Genomic DNA, 15,659 nt, shown 5'->3' with positions numbered 1-15,659 from the left:
GCCGAGTCTAGGCCTGCCACAACCCGATCTCGGCGGCGAAGCGGGTGGCGATGGACTCGATCACGCCACCGGAGGCAAGGAGCGCCTCGGTCTCGTCGGCGGAACCGCCGCCGCTGCCGCACAGCGTTCGGAGCCTGGCCAGCTGGGGCGCCAGCGCCGGTTCGATCTCGCTCCAGCGGGCGGCGGCGGAACGGTCGGTGGTCCAGGTGCCGTCGTGGACGCTGACCAGACCGGCCAGGGCGAGGAGGGACTTGCGCGCGATCCGGCGGGACAGGTCGCTGGGGTCGTCGCGGCCGAGGGCTGCGCGCCACCTGCGCAGGGACCGCTCGATGTCGCCGTTGAATCCGCGGGCGGCGCGGGCATCCGCCGGGAATCCGGGCAGGCCGGCGCCCGGATCGGGGCCTGCCAGATGCGCGCAGTAGTGGCGCAGGAAGACCCGGTTGCCGTACGCCTCATCGCCCTCGCCGAGATAGTCGTCCGAGGATGCCGCCGCGATCTCCACGCCGCGACAGACCTCAGCGAAAGCCGCCGACGCCTCGGCGCCGAGCCCGGCGGCGTCGGCCGCCGGGAGCCCGATCGTCAGCAGGTCGACGTCGGAGGTGGGCACCGTGGCCGTGCCGTTGGCGACCGAACCGTAGACGTGGACCGCCACCTCCGGCGGGACCCGCCCGAGGACGTACGCAAGGACCGGCTCGAATGCGGACGGCACTCGGTCCCGACGTGCTCCCGTGACGATCAGACCGTCAGTGGTCACGCCCTCGCGCGGATCGGCCATGAGGCTCAGGTGAGGCGGAGCGCCATCTTCGACTCGGTGCGCGGGTCGCCCTCGGGGAAGGGCTGCGTCTCACCGGTGAGCTCGAAACCGAGGCGTTCGTAGAGGCGGCGCCCGGACTCGTTGCCGTCGACGACCCACAGGGTCAGCACCGAGGCGCCGTCACGACGCGCCCAGCCGGCAACAGCCAGGATGAGCCCCTCGGCCAGGCCGTGACCACGCGCCTCGGGGGCGAGCCACATGTTGATCAGGTGGTGCTCGTCGTCATGGATGATCCCGGCGGCGAGCCCTGAGGGATTCTCGCCGAGCCAGGCGATGTAGGCGGCACCGGAGGCCGCCCACAGCCGCCAACGCTCGTCGGGCCAGGTCACCACCTCGTCGTAGGAGGCCCAGAACGCACGAGGTGTGTCCTGGAGAGCCGCGAGGCGCACCTTCTTGAGCGCCGGCCACTCGTCCTCGACGACGACACGCACCGCCGCCGTCGGGACCACCTTCTCAGGGGCCCCGACGCCGGGGATCGAGCTGGGTCGCTTCGGAGCAGGCACGAGCTCAGGCGAGGTCGAGACCGGGGTACAGCGGGAACTTCGCGAGCAGCTCCGCCGCGGCGGCCTTGGTGTTGTCGGCGACGGAGTCCTCGATGGCGTAGGACGCCTTGGACGGGCCGCCGGCCTTGGTGGTGCCGGGGGTCGTCTTCGAGAGCACGTCGACGATGAGCTCCGCGACGCGGTCGAACTCGTCGGCGCCGAAGCCGCGGGTGGTCAGCGCCGGGGTGCCGAGGCGGATGCCCGAGGTGTACCAGGCACCGTTGGGGTCGGCCGGGACCGAGTTGCGGTTGGTGACCACGCCGGAGTCGAGCAGCGCCGACTCGGCCTGGCGGCCGGTGAGGCCGAAGCTCGTCACGTCCAGCAGCACGAGGTGGTTGTCGGTGCCGCCGGTGACCAGCTTGGCGCCGCGCTTGAGGAAGCCCTCGGCGAGCGACTTGGCGTTGTCGGCGACCTGCTGGGCGTAGGTCTGGAAGCTCTCCTGCTTCGCCTCGGCGAAGGCGACGGCCTTCGCGGCCATGACGTGCGAGAGCGGGCCGCCGAGGACCATCGGGCAGCCGCGGTCGACGCTCGGGGCGTACTCCTCTGTGGCGAGGATGAAGCCACCGCGCGGGCCGCGGAGCGACTTGTGGGAGGTCGAGGTGACGACGTCGGCGTAGGGAACAGGGTTCTCCTCGCCCTGGAAGACCTTGCCGGCGACGAGCCCGGCGAAGTGGGCCATGTCGACCATCAGGGTGGCGCCGACCTCGTCGGCGATCTCGCGCATCTTGGCGAAGTTCACCCGGCGCGGGTAGGCGGAGTAGCCGGCCACGATGATCAGCGGCTGGAACTCCTTCGCCTTGGCACGCAGCGAATCGTAGTCGAGCAGCCCGGTCTCCGGGTCGGTGCCGTACTGGTTCTGGTGGAACATCTTGCCCGAGATGTTCGGGCGGAAGCCGTGGGTGAGGTGGCCGCCGGCGTCCAGCGACATGCCCAGCAGGCGCTGGTTGCCGAGCTCGGCACGCAGCGTCTCCCAGTCGGCCTCGGAGAGCTCGTTCATGTTCTTGACGGCCATCTTCTCCAGCCACGGGCCCTCGACCCGGTGGGCGAGGATGGCCCAGTAGGCCGTCAGGTTGGCGTCGATGCCGGAGTGGGGCTGAACGTAGGCGTACTCGGCGCCGAAGAGCTCCTTGGCGTGCTCGGCGGCGATCTGCTCGACGGTGTCGACGTTCTGGCAGCCGGCGTAGAAGCGGTGGCCGACGGTGCCCTCGGCGTACTTGTCGGAGAACCAGGTGCCCATCGTCATCAGCGTGGCGGGGCTCGCGTAGTTCTCGCTCGCGATCAGCTTGAGGCTGGCGCGCTGGTCGGCGAGCTCCTGCTTGGTCGCCTCGGCGATGCGGGGCTCCACGGAGGCGATGACCTCGAGGGCTTGGTTGTAGGCAGAACTCACAGTGCCTGAATTCACCGGGGCAGACAGATCGCTCATGGGTCACAGCCTAGTCAGCCGCGCGGACGAGAGCAGCATCGTGGTCGCCCGGTGCCTTGCGTACGTCCTCTATCACCGCCCGTGGGAATGACTGACTGCTCAGCCTGGTTAAGAGACCGTGACCAGATGGTGACCTCGGCCACACCGCCCGCGTGAACAAGCGGGAACGTCCCACATAACGGACCAATGTCTCATATATCGGGATTCCAGATTGCGTGCGGGCCGTCCGCTACCTGAGACTCCTTGACATGGTCACTGCTGCAACACATGCGCACCTCGTGGTTCGACGCCACGTGGACTATTGCCGCATCCGCAGCTCGATCTGTTGGCGCCACTGACGCCCAGCGCTCCGCATCCCCCGCGTCGAGCCGCTGGCCCGCCGCCCGACAGACATCCCGGGCGCCCGCCGCGAGCACGTCCCTGCTCCGCCGTGCGTCCACGACCGACGCAAAGGTTTCTCTGACATGAGCGACAACCGGTTTCAGGCCAAGCGCGCCACCCGAACCGAGATCCCCCGCCCCAAGAAGGGCGAGGGCCAGTGGGCCCTCGGCTACACCGAGCCTCTGAACAAGAACGAGGAGTCGAAGAAGAACGACGACCCGCTCAACGTTCGCGACCGGATCCTCTACACCTACTCCAAGCGTGGGTTCGACTCGATCGACCCGGCCGACATGCGCGGCCGCTTCCGGTGGTTCGGCCTCTACACCCAGCGCAAGCCCGGGATCGACGGCGGCAAGACCGCCATCCTCGACGAGGAGGAGCTCGACGACCGCTACTTCATGATGCGGGTCCGCTCCGACGGCAAGCTCCTCTCCCCCGCCGCGGTGCGCACGCTGGGTCAGATCGGTGTCGACTTCGCCCGGGACACCGCCGACATCACCGACCGCGAGAACATCCAGTACCACTGGATCGACATCGTCGACGTACCGGAGATCTGGTCGCGCCTCGAGGAGGTCGGGCTGCACTCGACCGAGGCCTGCGGCGACTCGCCACGGCCGTTCCTCGGCTCGCCGGTCGCGGGCGTCGCCGCCGACGAGATCATCGACGGCACCTCGGCGCTGCGCGAGATCGAGTCCCGCTACCTGGGCGACCCGGCCTTCTCGAACTTCCCGCGCAAGTTCAAGACCGCGCTGACCGGCCACCCCTCGCACGACGTGGCGCCCGAGATCAACGACATCGCCTTCGTCGGCACCGTCCACCCCGAGCATGGGCCCGGCTTCGACGTCTGGGTCGGCGGCGGTCTGTCCACCAACCCGCGCCTGGCCGAGAAGCTCGGCGTGTGGGTGCCGCTCGACGAGGTCGCCGACGTGTGGGCCGGCGTCGCGGGCATCTTCCGCGACTACGGCTACCGCCGGCTGCGCTCGCGGGCCCGGCTGAAGTTCCTGGTCGCCGACTGGGGCAAGGAGAAGTTCCGCGAGGTCCTCGAGAACGAGTACCTCGACCGTCAGCTCGTCTCCAACCCCTCCCCCGAGTCACCCCTGGGTCACCGCGACCACGTCGGCGTCCACGACCAGAAGGACGGCAAGAAGTACGTCGGCCTGGCGCCGATCGCCGGGCGCATCTCCGGCACCCACCTGGTCGAGCTCGCCGGCGTGATGGAGAAGTTCGCCGTCGAGGGCGCTCGGCTCACTCCGTACCAGAAGATCGTGCTCATCGGTGTCGAGCCCGCGGTCGTCGAGGACCTGATCACCGCGCTGGACCTGATCGGGTTCTCCGCACGGCCCTCCAACTGGCGCCAGAACACGATGGCCTGCACCGGGATCGAGTTCTGCAAGCTCGCCATCGTGGACACCAAGGACCGGGCGCGCGACCTGATCGCCTCGCTCGAGTCGCGGTTCCCGGAGCTGGACGCCTCGATCACCGTCAACGTCAACGGCTGCCCCAACGCCTGCGCCCGGACTCAGGTCGCCGACATCGGGCTCAAGGGCCAGCTCGTCCTCGACGACGAGGGCAACCAGGTCGAGGGCTTCCAGGTGCACCTGGGCGGCGCGACCGGGCTGACCGCCAACTTCGGGCGCAAGCTGCGGGCCCACAAGGTCACCTCCGTCGGGCTCGACGACTACATCTCCGCGCTGGTCGTCAACTACCTGGCCGACCGCACCGACGGCGAGACCTTCTCGGCCTGGACCGCACGGGCCGACGAGGTCCTGCTGCGCGGCGAGAAGGCCTTGAGCGAGGTGCCGGCATGAGCTCCCGCGCCAGCACGCCTTTCCACTGCCCGTTCTGCGGGGAGACCGACCTGTGGCCCCACGAGGCCACGCACGGGTCCTGGGAGTGCCGCGCCTGCCTGCGGGCCTTCCAGCTGAAGTCGTTGGGCCAGATCTCTCGGACCGTCACGAAGGAGGCGCAGGCATGAGCGTCAGCACAGCAGCCGCCCGGGCCAACCGCGGGGTGGACACCGAGGGTCGTAGCCCCGAGGAGCTGCGCGAGATCGTCTCCCACTGGGGAGCCGAGCTCGAGCTCGCCCCGGCCGAGACGATCATCGAGTGGGCCGCCGCCACCTTCGGTGAGCGGTTCGCGATCACGTCCTCGATGGGTGACGCGGTCCTGGCGCATCTCGCCTCCAAGGTCGTACCCGGTATCGACGTGGTCTTCCTCGACACCGGCTACCACTTCATCGAGACGATCGGCACCCGCGACGCCGTCGAGGCGACGATGCCGGTCAACCTCCTCACGATCACGCCCGTGCAGAGCGTGGCCGAGCAGGACGCCGAATACGGCAAGGACCTCTACCGGACCGACCCCGACCTGTGCTGCGCACTGCGCAAGGTCAAGCCCCTGGCCGACTCGCTCGCCTCCTACGACGCCTGGGCCACCGGCCTGCGCCGCGCGGAGACGAAGAACCGGGTCATCGCCCCGGTGATCGGCTGGGACGCCAAGCGCCAGAAGGTCAAGGTATCGCCGATGGCTCGATGGTCCGACGAGCAGGTCGAGCGATATATCGAGGACAACGGAGTGCTCGTGAACCCGCTCGTCTACGACGGCTATCCCTCGATCGGCTGCGCGCCGTGCACCCGCCGGGTCGCTCCCGGCGAGGACCCGCGCAGCGGGCGATGGGCCGGTACCGGCAAGACCGAGTGCGGCATCCACGCCTGATCCGCCCCACCACAGACTTTCCGACTTTCCCTGCAACACCCGAAGGATGAAGACAATGGCAGCTCCCGCTCTGGTAGCCCTGGCTCACGGCAGCCGCGATCCGCAGTCCGCCGCGACCATCAACGCCCTCGTTGCCGAGGTACGCGCCCTGCGCCCCGACCTCCGCATCGAAGCCGCCTTCCTCGACCACTCCCGGCCGCGTTTCCAGGCCGTCATCGACAAGCTGGTCAAGGCCGGCCACGACGAGATCGTCGTCGTGCCGCTGCTGCTGACCGAGGCGTTCCACGCCCGCGTCGACGTACCCTCCGTCATCGCCGAGGCCACCGCGCGCCACTCCGGCCTGCGCATCCACACCAGCGCGATCCTCGGCCTCGAGAGCGTCTTCCTGCAGGTGCTCGACGAGCGCCTGCGGGAGTCCCTGAAGTCGGCCCGGGTGCGCGAGCTCGACGCTCTCGTCCTGGCCGCCGCCGGCTCCTCGGACTCGCTGGCCAACCAGTCGGTGGCCCGCCTGGCCCGGATCTGGGGCTCCCACCACAAGCTGCCGGTCGTGGCCGCGTACGCCTCGGCCGCGCCGCCCGCCACCGGCGAGGCCGTCCGTGCCTTCCGCGCCGAGGGCCGCCGCCACATCGCCGTCGGCATGCTCTTCCTGGCTCCCGGACAGCTGCCCGACCGCGCCAAGGAGCTCGCCCTCGAGGCCGGCGCCGTCGCGGTCTCCGACCCGATGGGCGCCCACCCCGAGGTCGCCCGCACCATCCTGGCCCGTTACGCGGTCGGTGCCGTGGAGCTCGTCCCGGTCTGATCCGCCCCCGCTGGTCGAGCCCGCGAGCGCCGGCGAGCGGTGTCGAGACCAACACGGTCCCATCGAGCGCGACCTCGGACCGTGTTGGTCTCGACACGCCTCCGCCCAGCGGCTCCGGCGGCTCGACCAGCAGTGCGGTCAGGTGATCTGGTGGGCGAAGACGCGGTCGAGCTCGGCGGCGGCGTCGGTGGTGACCCCGCCGTGGACGGGGCCGGGCTGGAGGACCGTGGACTTCGGGGCCTTGAGGAGTCCGAAGCGGGCGGACTCGTTGTCGGAGAGCGCCCGCAGTCCGTACGCCGTCGCGCGGACGCCCGCGCCGAAGCCGGCGTGGGCCGCGCCGGCGCAGATCAGGTCCACCGACTCCAGGGCGGCCCGTACGAGAGCGAGCTCGAGCCCCGGGGCGAAGGCGGCGAGACGCTGCTCGTCGAGCGCCCACCGGGCCGCGAGGAACTTCTGCTCGGGGCAGTGCAGGACCACGCCGACGTTGAGGAACTCCTCACGCTCGGGGCGGGGTACGCAGCGGAGCACGACGTACTGGTAGGCGTCCATCACGCCTCCTGGGCGGGCTCGGCCGCGGGCAGCCACGGGCGCTCGCCGTCCAGGCGCGCCCGCAGGAACGCGACGTAGCGCTCGCGCAGCGACTCCGGGGTGTCGTAGCCGGGGACGGGCTCGAGCCACTCGTCGGGTACATCGGCGAGCACCTTCTCCAGCACCGCGTCGTCGAGCCGCGAGGCGAGGTCGTCGTTCTGAGCGATCGCCTCGGCCGCGTAGGCCCGCAGGATGTGCTCGGAGGTGTCGAAGGGCTGCGCCGCGTAGCGAGCCGGGTCGCCGCCTCCGCCGGGCCAGACGTGGTGGAAGTAGAGCGAGGCGCCGTGGTCGATGACGTACAGCGCACCGTTCCACAGCAGCATGTTGGGGTTGCGCCAGGAGCGGTCGACGTTGGCGATCAGCGCGTCCATCCACAGGATCCGCCCGGCCAGCGCCGACTCGGGCTGGTAGGCGGCGTCGTAGCCGAAGGCACCTGCGAGGAAGTCGATGCCGAGGTTGAGCCCGGCGCTCACGTTCAGGAGGTCCTGGACCTCCTCGTCGGCCTCGTAGCGGGCGATCTCCGGATCGAGGTCGAGCACCACCTGCTCGGGCGTCGGGATGTCGAGCGCCCGGCACAGACCGGTGACGATCACCTCCGCGACCAGCACCCGCAGCCCCTGCCCGGCGCCGCGGAACTTGCAGACATAGGTGCCGAGGTCGTCGGCCTCCACGATCCCGGGCAGGCTGCCGCCTTCCCGGAGCGGGGTGACATACCGAGTCACCCGCACCGTCTCCAGACTCACGAGATGGTGTCCTCTTCCAGTCGTCTCTTCTCCTCGGCGATGTCGAAGCGGGGCGCGGGCCAGTCGAGGTCGAGCCGGTCCAGGGTCTCCAGGAGCAGCTCGCCGATGGCCAGGTTGCGGTACCACTTCTTGTCGCTCGGCACGAGGTACCACGGAGCGTACTCGGTGTTGGTGCGCTCCAGCGCAATCTCGTACGCCTCCTGGTAGCGGTCCCACAGCTGCCGCTCGTCGATGTCGCCGGGGCTGTACTTCCAGTGCTTCGTCGGGTCCTCGAGCCGGGCCCGGAGCCGCTTCTTCTGCTCCTTGGGCGAGATGTGGAGCATGCACTTGAGGATGACGGTGCCGTCGTCGGTCAGGCGCTTCTCGAAGTCGTTGATGGCGTCGTAGCGCCGCTCGATCTCCTCAGCGGAGGCGAGCTCGCGGACGCGGCCGATCAGCACATCCTCATACTGGGAGCGGTCGAAGACACCGAGGTAACCGGGCTCCGGCACCGACCTCTCGATCCGCCACAGGAAGTCCCGGGCCCGCTCCTCGTCTGTCGGTGCCTTGAAGCTGGTGATCTTCACGCCGACCGGGTCGACCAGCCCGACGGTGTGCTTGAGCACGCCACCCTTCCCGGAGGTGTCCATCCCCTGCAGGATGAGCAGCACCCGCCTGGGGTCATCGCCCTCCTTCGAGGCGAACAGCTTGGTCTGCAGCTCGATCAGCGTCGGGCCGAGCTCGGCGAGCACCTGCTTGCCGGTCTCCTTGTCGGCGCCGACGCCGGGCGCGGAGTTGGTGTCGTACTTCCGCAGGTCCACCGCACCGGCCGGCAGCCGGAGCTCATCAAGAAGGCTCATGAGACGACGATAGGTGCCGACGCCCAGGTCGTCAGCCGAGTACGCGCCGAAGATCCAGGGAGCAGCCGACCATCGTGGTCGTCGAGCCGTCGGGCTGGGGTTCGTCGAACCAGGTGCCCTGCTCGAAGCCGACCTTGGCGAGCATCCGCAGTGAGGCGGCGTTGCGGTGGTCGGGGGCGGCGAAGCAGGCCGTCGCATCGGGATAGCGGCGCAGGATCGAGGTGATCCAGACCCAGGCCATCCGCGGCCCGATCCCACGGCCTACGAAGGCCGGCTCGCCGATCGCGTAGTCGAAGCCGATCGCGTCGGGATCGGGGGTGAGCAACGCGTAGTCGGGCTCGTCGCTGATCCGGTAGTCCTGGCAGAAGCCGATCGAGCGCCCGTTGACCTCGATCACCCAGAACGTCACCGGGGTCTTGCCGTCGATGTCCGGGCCGTAGTTGTCGGCCACCCACTCGGGCGTCGGCTCCCCGTCGACGGCGTACCACCGGTGCACGTGCTCGGCGTTGAGCCACCGGATCAGATGAGGCAGGTCGCCGCGGGTCATCGGCCGCAGCGCCACCACCGGCATCGGGTCGGAGGAGAACTCCTTCACCTCACCGGAGAGGTCCACGGCGTACGCAGGTCGCCCGGCGATCCTCGTCGCCGCCGATGCCCAGCTCTCCCCCGGACGAGTCACGCCACCGAGACGGTGTGTCCCCGTATGGACCGCGACCGGCGTGAACATGCACCCAGGTTAACGCCGCCGGGTCAGTGGGCCTGGCCGCCGGGTCAGTGGGCCTGGCCGCCGCGGCGGTCGACGAGCGGCGGCTGGGAGGACCACGGGAAGTCGATCCAGCGGTCGGTCTTCTTGTAGACGTAGTCGGCGTTGATCACCGTCCACGGCTTCTCGAAGATCACCGCGGTGCGGGCCTCGGCCACGTGGCCCTCGCAGAAGTCGTGGACGATCTCCAAGGTCTTGCCGGTGTCGGCGACGTCGTCGGCGATGAGCACCTTCATCCCGGTCAGGTCGACGGCCGCGGGGGTCGGCGGGAGCATGATCGGGACGTCGAGGCGCTCGTTGATGCCGGTGTAGAACTCCACGTTGACCGCGGACAGGTTCTTCACATCGAGGGCGTAGCCCAGGCCCATCCCCAGGGCCAGACCGCCTCGGGCGATGGAGAGCACGATGTCGGGCTCGTAGCCGCTGTCGACGACCTTCTGGGCGATGTCGCGCACTGCGGTGCCGAAGAGGTCGTAGGTCAGGATCTCGCGCTCTTGCTGCTCACTCACAGATCGGATTCTGACACGAGACCGCCGGTGCCATCGTCATCGGCCAGAGCGAGCTCCTCGCGAACGATGCTGTAGGCCACACCGGCGCCGTATCCCTTGCGGGCGAGCATCCCGACCAGACGCCGGGTCTTGGTCTGGTCGTCGAAGCGCTCCAGGGAGCGCAGCTTGCGCCGGACCATCCGCCGGCCGGCCTCGCGCTCGTCGTCGGGGTCGATCTCATCGAGCGCGTCGCGGGCCACGTCGTCGTCGATGCCCTTGCGGCGCAGCTCCTGGGCCAGGGCCCGTCGGGCCAGACCCTTTCCGGGCTGTCGGCTGGCGATCCAGGCCTTGGCGAAGGCCTCGTCGTCGATCAGGCCGACCTCTTCGAAGCGGTCCAGCAGCCGTGTCGCCAGGGCCGCCGGAACCTCCTTCTTCTCGAGCTTGTCGGCGAGCTCCTTGCGGCTGCGCGCCTGGCCGGTCAGGGCGTCGAGGAGGATCTTGCGGGCGATGGCCTCGTGGTCGGGCTCGGGGTCGTTCTTGGGGTCTGCGGGGTCTGCGGGGCGGGGTTTGCGCGTACGCGACCGCGTTGGTTTCGACACGGACTCGCTCGTTCCTCGCGAGTCCGGCTCAACCGGCGAGCGGGACTTGCCGGCCCAGGCTTCTACGCCGAGCGAGACGTCGCCCAGCCAGTCGGGCGCAGGCCGTTCGTCCACCCAGGGATCCTGGGTGGACGAACGGTCAGGCCTTGACGAAGCCACGGGTCAGCCGGTTCCTTCGGACCTAGAAGTCCTCGACGCCGGCGGGCTCGGCCGCGGGCGCCTCGCCGTCGGCCGGGGCGTCGACCGTCGGTACGACGCCGAGCTTCTCCAGGATCCGCTTCTCCAGCTCGTTGGCCAGGTCGGGGTTGTCCTTGAGGAAGTTGCGGGAGTTCTCCTTGCCCTGGCCGAGCTGATCGCCCTCGTAGGTGTACCAAGCACCGGCCTTGCGGACCAGGCCCGCCTCGACACCGACGTCGATCAGGCCGCCCTCGCGGGAGATGCCCTTCCCGTACATGATGTCGAACTCGGCCTGCTTGAACGGCGGGGCCACCTTGTTCTTCACGACCTTGACGCGGGTGCGGTTGCCGACCATGTCGGTGCCGTCCTTGAGCGTCTCGATCCGGCGCACGTCGAGCCGCACCGAGGAGTAGAACTTCAGCGCGCGACCACCGGTCGTGGTCTCGGGCGAGCCGAACATCACGCCGATCTTCTCGCGCAGCTGGTTGATGAAGATCGCGGTGGTGCCGGAGTTGTTGAGCGCACCGGTCATCTTCCGCAGCGCCTGGCTCATCAGTCGAGCCTGGAGGCCGACGTGGCTGTCGCCCATCTCGCCCTCGATCTCGGCCCGCGGCACCAGCGCCGCGACGGAGTCGATGACGATCAGGTCGAGCGCACCCGAGCGGATCAGCATGTCGGCGATCTCCAGGGCCTGCTCACCCGAGTCCGGCTGGGAGACCAGCAGGGCGTCGGTGTCGACGCCGAGGTTCTTCGCGTATTCCGGGTCGAGCGCGTGCTCGGCGTCGATGAAGGCCACGATGCCGCCGGCACGCTGCGCGCTGGCGACCGAGTGGAGGGCCACCGTCGTCTTACCCGAGGATTCCGGACCGTAGATCTCCACGACCCGCCCGCGGGGCAGACCGCCCAGCCCCAGCGCCACGTCGAGCGCGATCGAGCCGGTCGGGATCACTTCCAGCGGAGCCCGGGTCTCATCGCCCAGCCGCATGACCGAGCCCTTGCCGAACTGCCTCTCGATGTTGGCGAGAGCGGCGTCCAATGCCTTCTCGCGATCACCTGCCGCCATGTTCTTTCCTTCCTGAGGGGAAGACTTCTTCCCCTTGCCTGCCGCTTGTCCACGTGTCTTCGTCGTCATCAAGGCAGACGCTAGACGGGACCACCGACAGTTTTGAACGGGACCCTCTGGCACGGTGTTTCACGACCCGGTTTTTGCCTGGGCGATTGCACGAACCACGCTCCACCTACTACCACACACTAGCCCGAACAAGCGTTCGATGTGAACACCTGTTCGGGCGTGTCGAGGTCGCCGGATCCTCAGTGGCCCTGCATCTCGACCTCCTCGACCGGAGCCGGGCCGTCACCGATCTCATCGGCGATCGCGACCGACAGGCCACCGAGCATGAACGCGATGATCACCGCCGCGAGCGCGCCGCTGGAGAAGGACGGAATGAAGCGGCGTACGCCTTCCTGGACCGGCTCCGCGCCGTGATACTGGTGCGTCAGCGCGTGCCCCTTGCCCCGCTTGAGCAGGTAGCGGTTGACCGGGAAGGCCGCCACGAAGGCCACCGAGAGCGCGATCATCATCCCCACCCAGAACACGACATTGACGAGCCCGGCCTCCATGGCGCCGGGGATGAGCGCCATGACCAGGTTGTCGACCAGCTCCATCGTGGCGATCGAGAGGGTGTCGGCGGCCAGCACGACGCTGAGCGCCGCACCGACGGCCATGCCCGACTTGAGCAGCGGCAGCGTCGAGAGGGCGTAGCCGAAGACGAACGCGAGCGCGACGGCCAGGGCGATCGTCCACCCCGTGCTGAGCCCGATCGCGGTGCCGATCATCAGTCCGGCGATCTCGCCGATCGCGCACCCGGTGAGGCAGTGCAGCGTGGCGCTGGCCGCCATCGCGTTCACCCCGGATCCGCCGCCGTGCGCGGAGTGGTCGCCGTGGCCCCCGTGCATCGCGTGCTGATGTCCGGCGTGGTCGTGCCCAGCGTGCAGGTGCTCGTCATGCGACATCATGTCGCTCCCCTTGCTCGATCGTTCGGTGTTCCTACATCTCATTCATACCCCATGGGGGTATGCACTCGCAAGTGATATCCGCCTCGGGAGCCCGCTTTGTCCAACCGCTGACGACTCCCTAAGGTGTTGCGGTGTGTGGACAGTGCGAGGACGGCGGCGGACGACCCGGGTGGTCGCACGCGCCGGTCTGCTGGCGGCGGTCGTGGTCACGGTCGCCGGTCTGCTGGCCATGCACGCGCTGAGCATGCACGGCACCGGCACCGACGGCGAGCACGGCACCTTGAGCCTGCCCGCCGCGCACATGGAGCACGCCCACGCCCTTGACCACGCGGCCACCGGTGCCGCCGACCACACCGGTCACCAGGGCGGGGACGAACATACGGCGATGATGCTGTGCGCAGCGTTCCTGCTCGCCGCGGGCGCGCTGCTGCTGAGCGGGCTGCGGCGGCGTACTCCTGCCTGGTGGTTCACCCGGACCGGCAGCTCACCCCGGGCCACCGGGTCCACGCCCTTCCGCACGCCTCCCGCGACCGGCCCGCCACCGGAGTGGGCGTTCTCCGTCATCAGGTGCTGAGCGGCCCTGACCGCACCCGCCATCGCGGGTGGGTCAGCGATGCCCGACACAGCACATGACAAGGAGAAAACAACAGATGCGTACGCAACGACCCCTCATCCGCTCGACCTGGGCCGCGGCCGGCCTGGCCGTGCTGCTCACCCTGTCCGCCTGCGGCGGCAGCGGCGAGGATGCCAAGAAACCTCAGAAGCTCTCGGAGACCGAGCACAACAAGGCCGACGTCGCCTTCGCGAGCGACATGATCCAGCACCACGCCCAGGCGCTGTCGATGGTCGACCTGACCATGGACCGCTCGCTCGACCCCGAGGTCCAGGAGCTGGCCGACTCGATCCGCGCGGCGCAGAGCCCCGAGATCGAGACGATGTCCGGCTGGCTCCTGCAGTGGGGCGAGGACGTGCCCGCGACGATGCGCGACCACGTCAACGGCGGCCACGAGGGTCACGGCGACGACGGTGACAGCAGCATGTCCGACTCGATGGCGGGCATGGACGCGGACATGCCCGGGATGATGTCGGGCGAGGACATGGATGCCCTGGAGAAGGCCTCCGACGCCGAGTTCCAGGACATGTGGCTGGAGATGATGGTCGAGCACCACGAGGGTGCGGTCGAGATGTCCGAGACCGAGCAGGGCGAGGGCCGGTTCAAGCCGGCCGTCGACCTGGCCGGGACGATCATCGAGTCGCAGTCGACCGAGATCGAGACCATGGAGAAGCTCCTCGGCTGAGGATCCCGGCAGGGGCAGGGCCCGCAGCTGCGGGCCCTGCCTTCTCAGGCCGCCCGACGGGCCACGTACGCAGCCCCGAACAGCACCGCGACCAGCAGGATCGTGCCGAGCGCGAGCGTCGGATATCCGGCCACGTCGACGACGACTCCCGACACAGCCCCGGCGGAAGCAGCGGCGACACCCATGATCAGGTCGGCGGTGCCCTGGACGTCGGCGCGCACCTCGATCGGGGTGTGATCGGCGACCGAGGTGGCCGCCGCGATCGTGGCCAACGACCAGCCGAGACCGAGCAGGAAGAGCCCGACGAAGATCCGCCCGGAGCTGCCTTCCGGCGCGGCGGCGCACAGGACCAGGGACACCAGGAGCACTCCGCCGCCCAGCGCCATCACGTCGGCCCGGCCGACGCGGTCGGCCAGCCAGCCGGCGACCGGCGCGAAGGCGAACATGCCCAGGACGTGCCCGCTGATCACCAGTCCGATGATCTCCAGGCCGGCGCCGCCGTGCTCCATGTGGAGCGGGGTCATCACCATCACCGCCACCATCGTGGCGTGCGCCGCGGCCTGCCCGACGACCGCCGCCGCCAGCGCGGGCCGCTCCCGGATGACGGCGATCGCCCGGCGCCAGCTCGTTCCCTTCGCCTTCTCCGTGGCCGGAGCACCCTCCCGGGCGACCAGCAGCGGGTCGGGTCGCAGGAAGACCCCGACCACCAGTGCGGCGGCCAGCATCCCCATCGACCCGATCGCGAACGGACCGGTGAGCACCGGGATCCCGACGGCGTCGGAGAAGATCTCGGCGACGCCGGTCAGGTTGGGGCCGATCACCGCACCGAACGTCGTGGCCCAGACCACGACCGACAGCGCCCGCGCACGGCTCCTGGCGGGTGCCAGGTCAGTGGCTGCGTAGCGCGCGCCGTTGTTCGCCGCGGTGGTCGCACCCAGCAGCACCGCCCCGACCAGCAGCAGGATCATCGAGCCGACCACGCCGGCCAGCACCGCCAGCAGCCCACCGGCCGCCCCGAGCAGGTAGCCCGCCACCAGCCCGAACCGGCGCCCACGCGCGTCCATCACCCGCCCCAGGACGTACGCAGCCACGGCGGCGCCGAGCACCTGGGTCGTCTGGGAGAGACCGGCCATCGACTCCGAGCCGGACAGGTCGCGCGCCAGCAGGGAGGCGGTCGCGATGCCGATCGTGATGCCCATCGCGCCGACCGCCTGGTTGGCGACCAGGGTGAGGATGGTGCGCTTCTGGACCGCGGCCACCGAGGCCGGTGCGGCCAGCGTCACCGCTCACGCGCCGGCAGCTCCAGGGCCTTCCACACCGCGGCCCAGACCTCCTTGGGCGGGACGCCGTCGTCGAGGGCTTCCTGGGCGGTGCGCCCGCTCAGGTCGCCCATGACGAACTGGCGTGCCCACGCTCGCGCGTAGCCCGCGCCGAGCGCCTCATCCATCCGGGTCCAGAACTCCGTGTGTCTCAT

At 69.7% G+C, this 15,659-nt stretch carries 19 protein-coding genes; 6 read left to right on the top strand and 13 right to left on the bottom strand.

Features of this window, described 5'->3' with window-relative positions; all coding sequences use genetic code 11:
* Positions 1–7 precede the first annotated feature (7 nt).
* The 3 genes from BLT25_RS00640 to BLT25_RS00630 are packed head-to-tail and all read right to left on the bottom strand — an operon-like array spanning position 8 to position 2,779.
* Positions 8–775 (bottom strand): nucleotidyltransferase family protein, encoded by a 768-nt coding sequence (locus BLT25_RS00640; protein ID WP_091040953.1) that lies wholly within the window; start codon positions 773–775, stop codon positions 8–10.
* Between the two features lie 5 nt (positions 776–780).
* Positions 781–1,317, bottom strand: a complete 537-nt coding sequence (locus BLT25_RS00635) for a GNAT family N-acetyltransferase (protein ID WP_091040951.1) — start codon at positions 1,315–1,317, stop codon at positions 781–783.
* 4 nt (positions 1,318–1,321) lie between these two features.
* Positions 1,322–2,779 carry a glycine hydroxymethyltransferase gene (locus BLT25_RS00630; RefSeq protein ID WP_091040949.1) on the bottom strand — a complete coding sequence of 486 codons (1,458 nt, stop codon included), beginning with the start codon at positions 2,777–2,779 and terminating at the stop codon, positions 1,322–1,324.
* Between the two features lie 464 nt (positions 2,780–3,243).
* Between BLT25_RS00630 and BLT25_RS00625 the strand changes: the two genes are divergently transcribed.
* From BLT25_RS00625 to BLT25_RS00615, 4 genes are read left to right on the top strand one after another with little or no spacing between them, the layout of a single operon-like run.
* Entirely contained in the window at positions 3,244–4,968 is a 1,725-nt protein-coding gene (locus BLT25_RS00625) for a nitrite/sulfite reductase (RefSeq protein ID WP_091040947.1), read from the top strand.
* On the top strand, positions 4,965–5,135 hold the full coding sequence (locus tag BLT25_RS29660) for a hypothetical protein (protein WP_176883505.1): 171 nt from the start codon (positions 4,965–4,967) through the stop codon (positions 5,133–5,135). Before BLT25_RS00625 ends, BLT25_RS29660 begins: the two co-directional genes overlap by 4 nt.
* A complete protein-coding gene (locus tag BLT25_RS00620) occupies positions 5,132–5,875 on the top strand; it encodes a phosphoadenylyl-sulfate reductase (RefSeq protein ID WP_091040945.1) in 744 nt (247 codons plus the stop codon). The genes BLT25_RS29660 and BLT25_RS00620 overlap by 4 nt, the downstream gene beginning before the upstream one ends.
* 55 nt (positions 5,876–5,930) lie before the next feature.
* Positions 5,931–6,674, top strand: a complete 744-nt coding sequence (locus BLT25_RS00615) for a sirohydrochlorin chelatase (protein WP_091040942.1) — start codon at positions 5,931–5,933, stop codon at positions 6,672–6,674.
* A gap of 138 nt (positions 6,675–6,812) precedes the next feature.
* Here BLT25_RS00615 and BLT25_RS00610 read toward each other — a convergent pair whose 3' ends face one another.
* The 8 genes from BLT25_RS00610 to BLT25_RS00575 all read right to left on the bottom strand — a co-directional run bounded on the left by BLT25_RS00610 (position 6,813) and on the right by BLT25_RS00575 (position 12,887).
* On the bottom strand, positions 6,813–7,223 hold the full coding sequence (locus BLT25_RS00610) for a DUF3037 domain-containing protein (RefSeq protein ID WP_091040940.1): 411 nt from the start codon (positions 7,221–7,223) through the stop codon (positions 6,813–6,815).
* Positions 7,223–8,005 (bottom strand): HipA family kinase, encoded by a 783-nt coding sequence (locus tag BLT25_RS00605; protein WP_091040938.1) that lies wholly within the window; start codon positions 8,003–8,005, stop codon positions 7,223–7,225. Before BLT25_RS00605 ends, BLT25_RS00610 begins: the two co-directional genes overlap by 1 nt.
* Positions 8,002–8,844 (bottom strand): PPK2 family polyphosphate kinase, encoded by an 843-nt coding sequence (locus BLT25_RS00600; RefSeq protein WP_091040936.1) that lies wholly within the window; start codon positions 8,842–8,844, stop codon positions 8,002–8,004. Before BLT25_RS00600 ends, BLT25_RS00605 begins: the two co-directional genes overlap by 4 nt.
* A gap of 31 nt (positions 8,845–8,875) precedes the next feature.
* Positions 8,876–9,571 (bottom strand): GNAT family N-acetyltransferase, encoded by a 696-nt coding sequence (locus tag BLT25_RS00595; RefSeq protein ID WP_091040935.1) that lies wholly within the window; start codon positions 9,569–9,571, stop codon positions 8,876–8,878.
* A gap of 44 nt (positions 9,572–9,615) precedes the next feature.
* A complete protein-coding gene (locus BLT25_RS00590) occupies positions 9,616–10,116 on the bottom strand; it encodes a phosphoribosyltransferase (protein ID WP_091040933.1) in 501 nt (166 codons plus the stop codon).
* A complete protein-coding gene (locus tag BLT25_RS00585) occupies positions 10,113–10,808 on the bottom strand; it encodes a regulatory protein RecX (RefSeq protein WP_091040931.1) in 696 nt (231 codons plus the stop codon). Before BLT25_RS00585 ends, BLT25_RS00590 begins: the two co-directional genes overlap by 4 nt.
* A gap of 67 nt (positions 10,809–10,875) precedes the next feature.
* Positions 10,876–11,934 carry a recombinase RecA gene (gene recA / locus BLT25_RS00580; RefSeq protein WP_091040930.1) on the bottom strand — a complete coding sequence of 353 codons (1,059 nt, stop codon included), beginning with the start codon at positions 11,932–11,934 and terminating at the stop codon, positions 10,876–10,878.
* Positions 11,935–12,182: 248 nt separating this feature from the next.
* Positions 12,183–12,887: a DUF4396 domain-containing protein gene (locus tag BLT25_RS00575; protein WP_256328384.1), complete on the bottom strand. Its 705-nt coding sequence runs from the start codon at positions 12,885–12,887 to the stop codon at positions 12,183–12,185.
* A gap of 133 nt (positions 12,888–13,020) precedes the next feature.
* On the opposite strand from BLT25_RS00575, the gene BLT25_RS00570 reads away from it, so the two are divergent.
* Positions 13,021–13,461 (top strand): DUF6153 family protein, encoded by a 441-nt coding sequence (locus BLT25_RS00570; RefSeq protein ID WP_143033606.1) that lies wholly within the window; start codon positions 13,021–13,023, stop codon positions 13,459–13,461.
* 76 nt (positions 13,462–13,537) lie between these two features.
* Positions 13,538–14,185: a DUF305 domain-containing protein gene (locus BLT25_RS00565; RefSeq protein WP_091040926.1), complete on the top strand. Its 648-nt coding sequence runs from the start codon at positions 13,538–13,540 to the stop codon at positions 14,183–14,185.
* A 44-nt stretch (positions 14,186–14,229) separates the two neighbouring features.
* On the opposite strand, the gene BLT25_RS00560 is transcribed toward BLT25_RS00565, so the two are convergent.
* Both BLT25_RS00560 and BLT25_RS00555 read right to left on the bottom strand, forming a co-directional pair.
* On the bottom strand, positions 14,230–15,468 hold the full coding sequence (locus tag BLT25_RS00560) for an MFS transporter (protein WP_091040924.1): 1,239 nt from the start codon (positions 15,466–15,468) through the stop codon (positions 14,230–14,232).
* A complete protein-coding gene (locus BLT25_RS00555) occupies positions 15,465–15,659 on the bottom strand; it encodes a DUF3046 domain-containing protein (protein ID WP_091040922.1) in 195 nt (64 codons plus the stop codon). Before BLT25_RS00555 ends, BLT25_RS00560 begins: the two co-directional genes overlap by 4 nt.

The organism is Nocardioides sp. YR527, from assembly GCF_900101045.1.
Classification (GTDB): domain Bacteria; phylum Actinomycetota; class Actinomycetes; order Propionibacteriales; family Nocardioidaceae; genus Nocardioides.
This window is presented reverse-complemented; position numbering and strand designations above follow the sequence as displayed.